This is a genomic window from Kocuria sp. LHG3120 (assembly GCF_049897445.1).
In the GTDB taxonomy this organism is placed as follows: domain Bacteria; phylum Actinomycetota; class Actinomycetes; order Actinomycetales; family Micrococcaceae; genus Kocuria; species Kocuria rosea.
Map to the genome: position 1 here is coordinate 59,938 of NZ_JAFCWG010000008.1, position 12,671 is coordinate 72,608.

At 74.3% G+C, this 12,671-nt stretch carries 10 protein-coding genes; 4 read left to right on the forward strand and 6 right to left on the reverse strand.

The window, feature by feature from the left end:
* Positions 1-7: 7 nt before the first annotated feature.
* Positions 8-691: a metal-dependent transcriptional regulator gene (locus ACP7CD_RS15390; RefSeq protein WP_035925962.1), complete on the forward strand. Its 684-nt coding sequence runs from the start codon at positions 8-10 to the stop codon at positions 689-691.
* On the opposite strand, the gene pgm is transcribed toward ACP7CD_RS15390, so the two are convergent.
* A complete protein-coding gene (pgm, locus tag ACP7CD_RS15395) occupies positions 681-2,315 on the reverse strand; it encodes a phosphoglucomutase (alpha-D-glucose-1,6-bisphosphate-dependent) (protein WP_229588182.1) in 1,635 nt (544 codons plus the stop codon). The genes ACP7CD_RS15390 and pgm overlap by 11 nt on opposite strands.
* A 174-nt stretch (positions 2,316-2,489) precedes the next feature.
* Between pgm and ACP7CD_RS15400 the strand changes: the two genes are divergently transcribed.
* The gene (locus ACP7CD_RS15400; protein ID WP_109268626.1) at positions 2,490-2,681 is read left to right on the forward strand and encodes a hypothetical protein; all 192 of its coding nucleotides are present in this window, start codon (positions 2,490-2,492) and stop codon (positions 2,679-2,681) included.
* Here the strand turns inward: ACP7CD_RS15400 and ACP7CD_RS15405 are convergent.
* Positions 2,678-4,189 (reverse strand): amidase, encoded by a 1,512-nt coding sequence (locus ACP7CD_RS15405; RefSeq protein ID WP_426120572.1) that lies wholly within the window; start codon positions 4,187-4,189, stop codon positions 2,678-2,680. The genes ACP7CD_RS15400 and ACP7CD_RS15405 overlap by 4 nt on opposite strands.
* Before the next feature lie 140 nt (positions 4,190-4,329).
* Between ACP7CD_RS15405 and ACP7CD_RS15410 the strand changes: the two genes are divergently transcribed.
* Together ACP7CD_RS15410 and ACP7CD_RS15415 are read left to right on the forward strand one after the other, a co-directional pair.
* Positions 4,330-4,755, forward strand: coding sequence for a hypothetical protein (locus ACP7CD_RS15410; protein ID WP_426120574.1), 426 nt, complete (start codon positions 4,330-4,332; stop codon positions 4,753-4,755).
* 279 nt (positions 4,756-5,034) lie between these two features.
* The gene (locus ACP7CD_RS15415) at positions 5,035-5,976 is read left to right on the forward strand and encodes a hypothetical protein (protein ID WP_426120575.1); all 942 of its coding nucleotides are present in this window, start codon (positions 5,035-5,037) and stop codon (positions 5,974-5,976) included.
* A gap of 150 nt (positions 5,977-6,126) precedes the next feature.
* Here ACP7CD_RS15415 and gabT read toward each other — a convergent pair whose 3' ends face one another.
* From gabT to ACP7CD_RS15435, 4 genes are all read right to left on the reverse strand, one after another.
* Positions 6,127-7,470, reverse strand: a complete 1,344-nt coding sequence (gabT, locus tag ACP7CD_RS15420; RefSeq protein ID WP_426120576.1) for a 4-aminobutyrate--2-oxoglutarate transaminase — start codon at positions 7,468-7,470, stop codon at positions 6,127-6,129.
* Between the two features lie 162 nt (positions 7,471-7,632).
* Positions 7,633-9,171, reverse strand: coding sequence for an NAD-dependent succinate-semialdehyde dehydrogenase (locus tag ACP7CD_RS15425; RefSeq protein ID WP_017832060.1), 1,539 nt, complete (start codon positions 9,169-9,171; stop codon positions 7,633-7,635).
* A 296-nt stretch (positions 9,172-9,467) separates the two neighbouring features.
* The gene (locus ACP7CD_RS15430) at positions 9,468-11,009 is read right to left on the reverse strand and encodes a PucR family transcriptional regulator (RefSeq protein WP_426120577.1); all 1,542 of its coding nucleotides are present in this window, start codon (positions 11,007-11,009) and stop codon (positions 9,468-9,470) included.
* An 88-nt stretch (positions 11,010-11,097) separates the two neighbouring features.
* A complete protein-coding gene (locus ACP7CD_RS15435) occupies positions 11,098-12,567 on the reverse strand; it encodes an APC family permease (RefSeq protein ID WP_126349840.1) in 1,470 nt (489 codons plus the stop codon).
* Positions 12,568-12,671 lie beyond the last annotated feature (104 nt).

Below are 12,671 nucleotides of genomic sequence, written 5' to 3' on the forward strand. Positions count from 1 at the left end.
GGAAGAAGTGAACCGGTCCGTCCAGGACTGCCTGAAGACGGTCTGGCTGGCCCAGGAGTGGTCCTCGGACGCCGTGACCACCACCGGGCTGGCCCAGCGGCTGGGCCTGTCCCCGTCCACCGTGTCGGAGGCCGTCAAGAAGCTCACCGCGCAGGGGCTGCTGAGCCGGCCCGCCCACGGCGGGATCGTCCTCACCGACCGCGGTCGGGACGTCGCCGTCCAGATGGTGCGGCGCCACCGGATCCTCGAGGCGTTCCTCACCGGCCACCTGGGCTACTCCTGGGACGAGGTGCACGAGGAGGCCGAGGTCCTCGAGCACGCGGTGAGCGAGAAGTTCGTCGCCCGGCTGGACGCCCTCCTGGGCCATCCGGAGCGGGACCCGCACGGCGACCCGATCCCGCGGCGGGACGGCACCGTGCCGTCCGCCCCGGCCGTGCTCCTCGCCGACGTCGCCCCGGGCAGTCCCGTGGTGGTGGCCCGGGTCTCGGACGCGGATCCGGCCGTGCTGCGCCGGCTCGGAACCGCCGGCATCCGGCCGGGCACCGAGCTCGTGCTCGGCGAGCACCGGTTTCGCGCGGTGCCCGTGGTGCTGGACGGGGACGTCGTCGAGGTGGACGTCCTCGCCGCGGAGGCGGTCTGGGTCCGGCCCCGGGACCGGCCCGGACCGCCTCCGGGGCCCGTCAGGAGATGACGCCGTCCACCAGCGCCTTGGCCTCCCGCTGGACCTGCTGCAGGTGCTCCTCGCCGAGGAACGACTCCGCGTAGATCTTGTAGACGTCCTCCGTGCCGGACGGCCGGGCCGCGAACCACGCGTTCTTCGTGGTGACCTTCAGCCCGCCGATCGCCGCGCCGTTGCCGGGGGCGTTCGTGAGCTTCGCCGTGATCTGCTCGCCGGCCAGGGTGTCCGCCTCGACCTGGGCCGGGGAGAGCTTCTTCAGGGCGGCCTTCTGCTCCCGGCTCGCCGGGGCGTCGATGCGCTGGTAGACCGGGGCGCCGAACTCCTCGGTGAGCTCCGTGTAGCGCTGGGACGGGGTCTTGCCGGTGCGGGCCGTGATCTCCGAGGCCAGCAGGGCCAGGATGATCCCGTCCTTGTCGGTGGACCACACGGAGCCGTCCCGGCGCAGGAAGGACGCGCCCGCGGACTCCTCGCCGCCGAAGCCGATCGAGCCGTCCATCAGGCCGGGCACGAACCACTTGAAGCCCACCGGCACCTCCACGAGCTCGCGGCCCAGCGAGGCCGCCACCCGGTCGATGATCGAGGAGGACACCAGGGTCTTGCCGACCCCGGCGTCCGGGGACCAGCCGGTGCGCTCGCGGAAGAGGTAGTCGATCGCCACCGCCAGGTAGTGGTTCGGGTTCATCAGCCCCGCGTCCGGGGTCACGATGCCGTGGCGGTCGGTGTCGGCGTCGTTGCCGGTGGCGATGTCGTACTTGTCCCGGTTGCCGATGAGGGAGGCCATGGCGTTCGGGGAGGAGCAGTCCATCCGGATCTTCTCGTCCCAGTCGAGGGTCATGAACGCCCACTGCGGGTCCACCTGCGGGTTCACCACGGTCATGTTCAGCCCGAAGCGCTGGGCGATCTCGCCCCAGTACGCCACGGAGGCCGAGCCCATGGGGTCCGCGCCGATGTGCAGCCCGGAGTCCCGGACCACGTCGAGGTCGACGACCTCCGGCAGCGTCCGCACGTACTCCTCGAGGAAGTCGTAGGCGCCCGTGGTCTCCGCCGCCCGCGCCCGCTCCAGGGAGACCCGGCGGACCCCGGACATGCCGTTCTCGAGGAACTCGTTGGCCCGCTGGGCGATCCACTCGGTGGCGTCGGAGTCCGCGGGGCCGCCGTTGGGCGGGTTGTACTTGAAGCCGCCGTCACCGGGCGGGTTGTGCGAGGGGGTGATGACGATGCCGTCGGCCACCGCCTCCGCCCGGCCCGCGTTGTGGGTCAGGATCGCGTGGGACAGCGCCGGGGTGGGCACGTAGCCGTCCCGGGAGTCCAGCAGGACGGTGACCTCGTTGGCGGCCAGCACCTCGAGCGCGGTGTCCTGCGCGGGCCCGGACAGGGCGTGGGTGTCCTTGCCCATGAACAGCGGGCCGGTGATCCGCTGGCCGGCGCGGTACTCCACGATGGCCTGCGTGATCGCCGCGATGTGCTGCTCGTTGAACGAGGCCTTGAGGGACGAGCCGCGGTGCCCGGACGTGCCGAACGCCACGCGCTGGTCCGGGTCCGAGGGGTCGGGCACGACGTCGGTGTAGGCGTCGAGGAGCTTGCCGAGGTCGACGAGGTCACTGGGTTGGGCGACGGTGCCCGCACGATTGGTCATGGCGCCCAACCTACCGCCGGGCGGCGGGCCCGCGGAGGCTGGCACGCGATCGGGTCGCCAGGTTTCGTGCTCCGTGCCGCGCGGGAGGCCCGCGCGGGGGTGGAGGAATCGCGGCCGGTGGGACAGGATGAGGGCACCAGACAGGGCAGGACCGAACGAGGAGGCAGGGACACCATGAGCGACGCACCCGGCGGGACGACCGAGGGCTCGGGCAAGGGCCCGGAGGGCACCGTCCCGGACAACGAGCAGGGCATCGGGCTGACCACCGACGAGAACGCGACCGGCTTCGAGCCGGAGGAGGACCCCCAGGCGGCCACCGATCCGGACGACCCCGACTCGGAGGAGGAGGCCCTGGGCCACTCCTAGGCGGTGGCGCGGGGGCCGGGGCGGCCCTGGTCCTCGAGCTGGGCGACGACGGCGAGCAGCTGCGCCTCCGCGCTCGGGCGGCCGATGAGCTGGACGCCCATGGGCACGACGGGCCCGTCGTCGTCGCCCGCCGCGCGGGTCCACAGCGTCGGGACGGTCACGGCGGGCAGGCCCACGACGTTCACGACCGAGGTCCACGGCGTGTACCCGCACTGGCGCCGGTAGTCCTGGTCCGCGCCCGCGGGGTCCGCGAGGTCGTAGCCCTCCCAGTACCAGCCCAGCGGCCGCGGTGTCATGGCGAGCGCGGGCGTCAGGACCACGTCCCAGGCGCCGTAGGCCCGCACCACGTCCTGCTCGATCCGGCGCAGGACCCCTACGGCCTGCGCCAGCTCGACCGCCGACCGGCGCAGGGCGCGGGCGCGGAAGGCCCCTGCGAGGCCGGTCAGCCTCCCCGCCTGCTCGTCGTCCAGCGGGGCGGTGCCCATCGAGGTGGTCCACACGTCGAAGAAGGCCCCCGGGTACTCGGGGTCGTAGGACAGCTCGGCCTCCTCGACCTCGTGCCCGGCGGCCCGCAGCAGAGCGACGCCCGCGTCGAGGGCGGCGCGGGCCTCCGGGGAGACCTCGATGTCCTGGACGGCGTCGAACGGGGAGGCGGTGCTCACCCCGATCCGCAGCGGCCGGTCCCCCCACGGGAGGTCGCCCCGCCGGGCCGCGCGCACACCGTCCAGGAAGGACCCCTGCGGGGCGGCGCGGACCGCCCGCCGCACCACGTTGCCGTGCGCCGGGCCGGGCGCGGGGGCGCACAGGACGTCGAGCAGCAGCGCCGCGTCCTCGGCCGTGCGGGCGAGAGGGCCGTTCACCACGAGCTGGGCGGCGTCCGACTGCGCGTCCGCGGTGGGCACCCGGCCGCGGTTGGGCTTGAGCCCGACCAGCCCGCACACCGCCGCCGGGATGCGCACCGACCCGCCGCCGTCGGAGCCCGGCGCCACCGGGAGCAGCCCCGCCGCCACGGCCGCCGCCTGGCCGCCCGAGGAGCCGCCGGCCCCCGTCGACGGGTCGTGCGGGTTCCGGGCGGGCGGGGCCACGAGGTTCTCGGAGTAGCAGTTGAGGCCGAACTCGGGCACCTGGGTCTTGCCCAGGCACACCGCCCCGGACGCGCCGAGCACGGCCGCGAGGTCGTCGTCGGCCTCCGCCACGGGCGCGCCGCCGCGCCGCCCGGCCACGGCGGCGGAACCGTAGGCGGTGGGCATCCCGGCGACGTCGTGCAGGTCCTTCACCGCGAGCGGCACGCCGTGCAGCGCTCCGCGGGCGGCCCCGGCGGGCAGGGCGTCGAGCGCGCGCGCCCGGTCGAGGGCGAGGTCCGCCGCGACGTGGACGAACGCCCCCAGGGCCGGATTGCGCGCCTCGATCCTGGCCAGGAAGTGCTCGGCGGTCTCCATCGCGCCCAGCTCGCCGCGCGCGAGCGCGTCCCGCAGCTGCACGGCGCTGAGGTCTCCGATCGAGGTCACGGCAGGCTCCTGTCCGACGGTCGCGCGGTCCCCGTCCGGGGCTCCGCAGGGCGCTGAGCCCAGGCTAGTAGGCTGTCGGCTGTCCGGGGCGTGCCCGCGCGCCCCGGTTCCCGATCTTCCCCGACCCGCAGGAGACCCCCGTGCCCACCGCCTGTGCGCCTCGTCCCGCGGCGATCCGCGCGGCGACGGCGTCCGTCCTGCTCCTGGCCCTCGCCGGCTGCTCGTCCTCCTCCTCCGACGGGGACAGTGCGGCCGGCGCCGGGCCGGATGCGACGGCGTCCGCCGCCGCGAGCGCCCCCACGGCCTCCGGCGGGGCCTCGCCGGCCACCGTCCAGGAGACGTGCGCCCGCGTGCTCGAGACCGTGCGCACCGCGCCGCAGCAGCTGCGGGACGATCCCGCCGGGCTGTTCACCGAGGTCGACGAGCTCGCGGCCACCGCCCCGGACGAGCTGTCCGGGCAGCTCACCTCGGTCCGTGAGGCCGTCGCCGGCTTCCAGCAGGGCGAGCGCTCCTTCATCAGCGTGGTCCAGGAGGTCAGAGGCCTGCAGGAGCGCTGTTCCGGCTGACCTCCCGCCGTGCGCGAGGGGTCGCGTTCGGCGCTCCCGGGGCGCGAGGGGTCGCGTTCGGTGGGAAACAGCGTCGCGGGGGTCCGGCAGCGACCCGTCGGTGATGGCGACGTGCAGAACCCGCCCCCTCGCCCTGGAGGGGCCGCAGAATGCCGGGCGGCGCAACCGCACTCCACCGGGGCACGATGACGGTCCGGGAGGGCAGGACTGCGCCACTCCGTGTGCTCGCGCCCTCCTCCGCCCGTCCCCGGCGGTCATGCTCCCGGCATGAGACACCCCGTGCCCCTGCCGCCCGAGCTCCGTGGCATCGGCTTCTCACGTCAGGAGGCACTCGCCCTGGGCGTCGCGGAGCACCGGCTCCGGGACTCCGACCTCACCAGTCCCGTCGGCAGGGGAGTGCGGGTCCCCGCCGGCTGTCCCGCTCCGCTGCTGGAAGCGGCACGGGCACTGACCCGCCGGTATCCGGGGACGGTGATCAGCCACCGCTCCGCGGCACTGCTCCACCGGATGCGGGTTCCTGACCCCTGGCAGCGGTCCTCGCAGCTGTGGCTCACGCGCGCCGACGACTCGAGGGCCCTGAGGCGGCCCGGCGTCGTCTGCCGGAGGGGACGCCTCGGTCCGCACGAGGTGGTCCGCGTCCACGGGGTGGCCGTCACGTCACCGGTGCGCACGTTCCTTGACGTCTGCGCCGAGCTCACGGTGACGGAGGCAGTGGTGCTCGCCGACGGGCTGGTCGACGCCCACCGCCACGGGATCCGCCGGGCCGTGGCCGCGGTGTGCCGGCCGGACGAGCTCGAGACCGGGGTGCGGGCGCACGCCGGGCGGCGTGGCATCCGTACGGCCCGCGCCGCGGTCGAGCGGATGCGGGTGGGGTCGGACTCGCCCGGCGAGACACGGCTGCGGCTGCTGCTCGAGGACCACGGGATCCGGGGCCTGGTGCTCGACCATCCGCTGCTGGGGCCGGACGGGACGCTGCTGGCGCAGCCCGACCTCGCCCTGGAGAGCCACCGGCTGAGCCTGCAGTACGAGGGTGCCCACCACGACCGGGCGGAGCAGCGAGTGCTGGACATCAGGCGGTTGCGGGCCACGGAGTCGGCGGGGTGGCGGGAGCTCCGGATCTGCGCTCACGACCTGCACCGGCACACGACGACGACGCGGGGCCGGGTGCCGGTGGCGGTCGCCCTGGTGTGGGAGGCCATGGGGGTCGCGCACCGCCGGTGACGGGGCCGAGCCGGGGTGCGCGGGGCGAGGGGTCGCGACCGGCCGCCCGCCGCGCCGAGGGGGCTCGTCCGGACGGAATGTGACTGACTGACCGTGCGAACGAGACCCCTCGGCGTGAGGGTGGTGCTGAACGAGACTCCTCGAGCTGGCCTAGGCCGCCGCGTTGCGGACGGCTTGGGCGAGCACCTGCAGGCCGTCGCGCAGCAGCTCCTCGCCGATGACGAGCGGGGGCAGCAGGCGCACGATGTTGCCGAAGGTCCCGCAGGTCAGGATGATGACGCCCTGCGCGAGGCACTCCGCGGCGATCGCCTTGGCGGCGTCGGCGTCGGGCTCCGTGCCGCCGGGCCGGACGAACTCCAGCGCCATCATGGCCCCGCGGCCGCGGATCTCGCCCACGGTGCCGGTCTCCTCGGCCACCGGGGCCAGCTCCTCGCGGATGATCTCCTCGATCCGGCGGGCGCGGGCCACGAGGTCCCACTCCTCGATGGTCTGCAGCGCGCCGAGGGCGGCGGCGCAGGCCACGGGGTTGCCGCCGTAGGTGCCGCCGAGGCCGCCCGCGTGGACGGAGTCCATGATCTCGGCGCGGCCGACCACGCCGGACAGCGGCATGCCGCCGGCCACGCCCTTGGCCACGGTGATCAGGTCGGGGACGACGCCCTCGTGGTCCACGGCGAACCACTCGCCGGTGCGCGCGATGCCGGACTGGACCTCGTCGACGACGAACACGGCGCCGTTGTCGGTGCACCACTCGGACAGCGCGGGCAGGAAGCCGTCGGCCGGCACGATGAACCCGCCCTCGCCCTGGATGGGCTCGATCACGACGGCGGCCACGTTCTCGGCGCCGACCTGCTTCTCCACCTGGAGCAGCGCGCGGCGGGCGGCCTCGGCGCCGGTCATGCCCTCCGGGTCCCGGAACGGGTAGGACACGGGCACGCGGTAGACCTCGCCGGCGAACGGGCCGAAGCCCTGCTTGTAGGGCATCACCTTGGCGGTCATCGCGAGGGTCATGTTCGTGCGCCCGTGGTAGGCGTGGTCGAACACGACCACGGCCTGGCGGCCGGTGTGCACGCGGGAGATCTTCACGGCGTTCTCGACGGCCTCGGAGCCCGAGTTGAACAGCGCGGCCTTCTTCGGGTGGTCGCCGGGGGAGAGCTCGGCGAGCTTCTCCGCGACGGCCACGTAGCCCTCGTACGGGGTGACCATGAAGCAGGTGTGGGTGAAGTGCGCCACGGCCTCCTGCACCTTGGCGACCACGGCGGGGGCGGAGGCGCCCACGCTGGTCACGGCGATGCCGGACCCGAGGTCGACGAGCTGGTTGCCGTCGACGTCGAGCACGATCCCGCCGTCCACGTCCGCGGCGTAGGCGGGCACGGAGGAGGCGACTCCGGAGGCGACGGCCGCGGCGCGCCGCTCGGACAGCTCGCGGGACTTGGGGCCCGGGAGGGCGCCGTCGAGGCGACGGACCTGCTCGAGCCGGTACTGGATCTCGGTCACGACGAGATCTCCTTTCGGTGGGGACGGGACGGTGAGGACGGGACGGTGAGGACGGGACGGAACGGTCGGGGGCGCCGGGCGGGAGTGCCCCGGCACGGGACGGCGGCCGCCGCAGCTGCCTGCGACGACCGCCGTCCCGGTGCGGGAACGCGGGTCAGGACCTCAGGCGGGGGTGCCGGTGCCGGGGTTCGGGACGTTGGCCCAGGGGTTCTCCACGCCGATGTACTGGGTGGTGGTGTACTCGTGGAGGCCCTCGGCCCCGCCCTCGCGGCCCAGGCCGGACTGCTTGACGCCGCCGAACGGGGCGGCCGCGTTGGAGATCACCCCGACGTTGAGGCCCATGAGGCCGAACTCGATGCGGTCGCCGATGCGCAGGCCGCGGGAGATGTTCTCGGTGAACACGTAGGAGGCCAGGCCGTACTCGGTGGAGTTCGCCAGGGCCACGGCCTCGTCCTCGTCCTTGAAGGTGACGACCGGGGCCACGGGGCCGAAGATCTCCTCGGTCACCGCGCGGGCGTCGACGGGGACGTCGCGCAGCAGGGTGGGCTGGAAGAAGTAGCCGGGCCCGTCCACGCGCGCCCCGCCGACGACGACCTTCGCCCCGCGCTCGACGGCGTCGGTGACGAACTCCTCGACGGAGTCCCGGGCCTTGGCCTCGACCATCGGGCCCACGCTCACGCCGTCGTCCACGCCGTTGCCCACGGTGAGCGCGGCCATCTTCGCGGCCATCTTCTCGACGAACTCGTCCACGACCGACTCGTGCACCAGCAGCCGGTTGGCGGCCGTGCAGGCCTCGCCCATGTTGCGCATCTTCGCGGCCATGGCGCCGGCCACGGCCTTGTCGATGTCGGCGTCCTCGAAGACGATCAGCGGCCCGTTGCCGCCGAGCTCCATGGATGTGCGCAGCACGTTGTCGGTGGCCAGCTTCATCAGCTGCTTGCCCACCGGGGTGGAGCCGGTGAAGGAGACCTTGCGCAGGCGCGGGTCGGCCATGATCGGCTCGGAGACCGCCGCGGCGGACTTGGAGGAGACGACGTTGAGCACCCCGGCGGGCAGCCCGGCGTCGAGCATGAGCTGGGCGAAGTACTGGGAGGTGAGCGGGGTCAGTCGGGCGGGCTTGAGCACCATGGTGCAGCCGGCGGCCACGGCCGGGGCGACCTTGCGGGTGGCCATCGCCAGGGGGAAGTTCCACGGGGTGATCAGCAGGCACGGGCCCACGGGCTTGTGGGTGACCAGCATCCGCAGGTTGCCCTCGGGGGTGTCGAGGTAGCGGCCGTAGTCGCGCACGGCCTCCTCGGCGAACCAGCGCAGGAACTCCCCGCCGTACTTGACCTCACCGGCGGCCTCGGCCAGCGGCTTGCCCATCTCCAGGGTCATCAGCAGGGCGAGGTCCTCGGCGCGCTCCTGGACGAGGTCGAACGCGCGCCGCAGGATCTCCGAGCGCTCCCTGGCGGGGGTGCGTGCCCAGGACTCCTGGGCGTCGGCGGCGGCGTCCATCGCGGCCTGGGAGTCCTCGCGGGTGGCCGAGGCCATGGTTGCGATGACCTCGCCGGTGGCCGGGTTCTCCACCTCGAAGGTCCCCCCGTCCGAGGCGTCGCGCCACTGACCGTTGATCAGCAGTCCCGTGGGGGTCTTGGCGAGGACCGCCTCGATGCGGTCCTTCATGCCGGTGGCCGCGGGGGCCTTGTCCGTGGTGCTCATGTATCAGCCTCTCTTCTCGACGCGCGCCGGGCCACCGGGCACCGGTGGCGCTGCGCTGCGTCAGGGGGTTCGTCGGACGGGCGGGCGACAGCACTGGGCCCGCCCGTCCATCGTAGGACTCCGGACGGGCTCCCCCGCGGGGACGTCGTCACCGGGTGACGCCGAGCCGGGGCGGAGCCGGCGCCGAGGGGCCGCCACGGTCCCCCGACTGCTCCAGGCTAGCGCCGGGGCGACCCAGCAGGATGCTGAATCTTCGTGACGTCGTCGTGCACAGTGCACAGAGGAACGACGGCGGGCTACGGCGTCGCTCGGTCGGGCCGGTCGGACAGCCGCAGGGCGATCCACAGCTCCGCGCGCAGCTGCGGGTCGTCCACGGACCGGCCGAGCGCCTCCTCGATTTCCTGCAGCCGCTGCTGCAGGGTGTTGCGGTGGATCCCCAGGGCCTCGGCCGTCCCGCTCCGGTTGCCGTTGTGGGCGAGGAACGTGCGCAGCAGGGACAGCCGCCCGGCCCCGTCGACGGGGCCGAGCAGCTGCCGCGCCCAGGCCCGGGCGGTCTCGGGCGGGAGGAGCCCGGCGACGCCGCCCGCCACGAGGTCGTCCCACGTGCCGACGCGCTGGCGGTCCGTGGTGCGCTCCAGCGCCTCGCGGGCCTCCCGGTCGCTCGCGTCCGTCTCGTGCACGGCCGCCGGGCCGCCGATGCCGGCCCGCAGCCCGGAGGCCTCGGCGGCGGCACGCACCTCGGCGAGCCGCTCCGGGAGGTCCTCCAGCAGCACCGCGACGGTCTGCTCGCCGCCGGGCTCCGTGGCCGGCGCCCCGACGAGCACCGGTCTCGCGCCGTGGGCGGCCTGCGCCTCGAGGCGTCGCACGCCGTCCCGCAGCTCCTCGGCGCCGCCGCGCAGGCGGGCCACCCGCACCCGGGGCGCCGTCGACCACGTCGTGTCGTCCGCCACCCCCAGCAGGGCGTCCGCCGAGCGCACCTCGCCGTTGAGCAGGAGGGCGAGGGCCCCCGCACGGACCCGGCGGCGGAACAGCGCCTGCTCCGCCGCGCGCTCCGCGTGCAGCGAGAGCAGGGCCACGGCGGTGGCGATCACGCCGGTCCGGACGGGGTCGACCGGGCCGGGCAGGACCACCACGAGGTAGCTCTGGGGGGCGCCGTCCACCCCGAGGGGGTGGACGACCACCGCGCCGGCCGGGCCGGACTCGCTCAGGGACCCGCGCAGCCCGGCCGGGCGCAGCCGGTCGAGGAGCTCGGGGAGCGTCCGGCCCGCGGGCAGCTCGGGCAGCCCGGGGCCGGAGCGCTCCACGATCCGGGCGTCCGCCGCGCAGACGCCCGCCCACCCGCCGCCGAGCACCGACACCAGCGTGCGGACCACCCGGGCCGGGCCGTTCCGCCCCACCGCGGCCCGGGTCAGGCGCCGCTGCTCGGAGAGCATCGCCTCGAGGGCGGTGCGCGCCTCCGCCGCCCGCATCTCGGCCGCGGCGCGGATGATGCCCAGGAAGGGCGTGCGCTCGGGGACCCGGAACAGGGTCAGCCCGGCGTCCCGGCACGCCGCGGCGAGCGCGTCGGGCACGCGGAGGTAGGACAGCCGTCCGCCAACGCCCAGGCCCAGCGCCACCACGCCCCGGTCCGTGAGCCGGCGGACGTACTCCGTCCAGGAGTGCGCCCGGGCGGAGGTGTGGAGGCCCGTCAGCAGGAGGACCTCTCCGCCCTCGAGGTACGGGGTGGGGTCGGCGAGCTCGCTGGTCACCACCCAGCTCACCGGCAGGTCGGTGGCCGCCTCGACGACGGGCTCCAGCCCGAGCCCGGGCAGGCCGAGCACCTGGGCGACCGTGACCATGGGCAGTCCTCCTCTTCCGCAGTCCTCGCTGTCCTTCTAGGCGCGCCGGGGACCGCCCGGCGCGCCGGGTCCCGGCGCGTCGGCCGTCTCAGCTCCGCTGCCTGCGGCGCTCGACCTCGGCGACGAGCCGGTGCTCGGCGTCGGCGCCCGGCCGGATCCCGGTGGGGATGCGCAGCAGGAACACGAGCCCGAGCAGCCACCACAGCCCGAAGATGGTCCAGGCGGGCGCGCTGAGGAAGGCGGGCATCCCGGGCAGGTACAGGCTGATCAGGGCGAGGCACAGCACGACCGAGAGCACGCCGATCGCCGTTCCGCCGTGGCCGTGGCCGCCGATCCGGAACGGGCGTTCCATGCCGGGCTCGCTCCGGCGCAGGATCACGAAGACCACGGAGACCAGGGCGTAGGCGATCACGATGGACGGGGAGCCGGAGTCCACGAGCCAGCCCAGCATCTCGGCGCCGAAGAACGGGGCCACGAAGGAGAGGGCGCCCACGAAGAGCAGGGCGTTGGCCGGGGTGCCGTACTTCGGGTGGAGGCGGCCGAACCACTGCGGCACCATCCGGGAGTTGCCGAGCGCCCAGAGCAGGCGGGACGCCCCCATGAGGAGCGAGTTCCAGGACGTCAGGATGCCGGCGAGGCCGCCGGCGATGAGCAGGTTGGCCACGGCCGTGCTGGAGAACATGGCTCCCATGGCGTCCGCGACCGCGATGTCCGCGCCGGCGATGTCCGCGCCGGACATCGCCGAGGACGTGGTGAGCACGACCATGACGTACCAGGCCGCGGCGAGCAGGACGGAGACGATGATGGTCCCGCCCAGCTGCTTGGCCGGCAGGTGCATCTCCTCGGAGACCTGGGGGATGACGTCGAAGCCGACGAACAGGAACGGGACGGTGACGAGCACGAGGAAGAAGCCGGCCGTGCCGCTCGTGAAGAACGGCTCCATGGTGTCGACCGAGCCGCGGGTGAACGCCCCGAAGATCATCATGAGTCCCACGATCAGCAGGAAGAGGATCACGAAGATCTGCACCATGGAGGCGTGCTTCACGCCGCGGATGTTGATCGCGGTGATGATGACGGCGGTCAGCGACCCCACCAGCGCCCAGGTCAGGTTCACCTCGAAGCCTGCCACGGTCCACAGCGGGATCTGGCTCAGGCCCGGGAAGATGTACTGCAGGGTGCGGGGGACCGCCACGGCCTCGAAGGCCACGATGGTGATGTAGCCGCCGGTGATGGCCCAGGACCCGACGAAGGCCCACCGGGCGCCCATGCCGCGCAGGAGGTAGTTGTGCTCCCCGCCCGCGTACGGCATGGCGGCGACGAGCTCGCCGTAGACGAGTCCGACGACGGCCATGATGAGCCCGCCGGTGACGAGGGCCAGCACGGAGCCCATGGTCCCGGCCTCGGCCAGCCAGTCGCCGGTGAGGATGACCCAGCCGAAGCCGATCATCGCGCCGAAGCCGAGGGCGATCGCGTCGAGGCGGCCCAGGACCTTCTTGAAGCCGTGGTCCTCGCGGTCCGGGGCGTCGGGCCCCGCGCTGCGGGGTTCGCTGGTGCTCATGGGAGTTCTTCCTTCTGTCGAGGACACCCGGACGAGGTGCCTGATCGGACCCGCCGCACGGCACTCCCGGCGGCGAGGGCACAATTTATACAGGGATTGTTTCG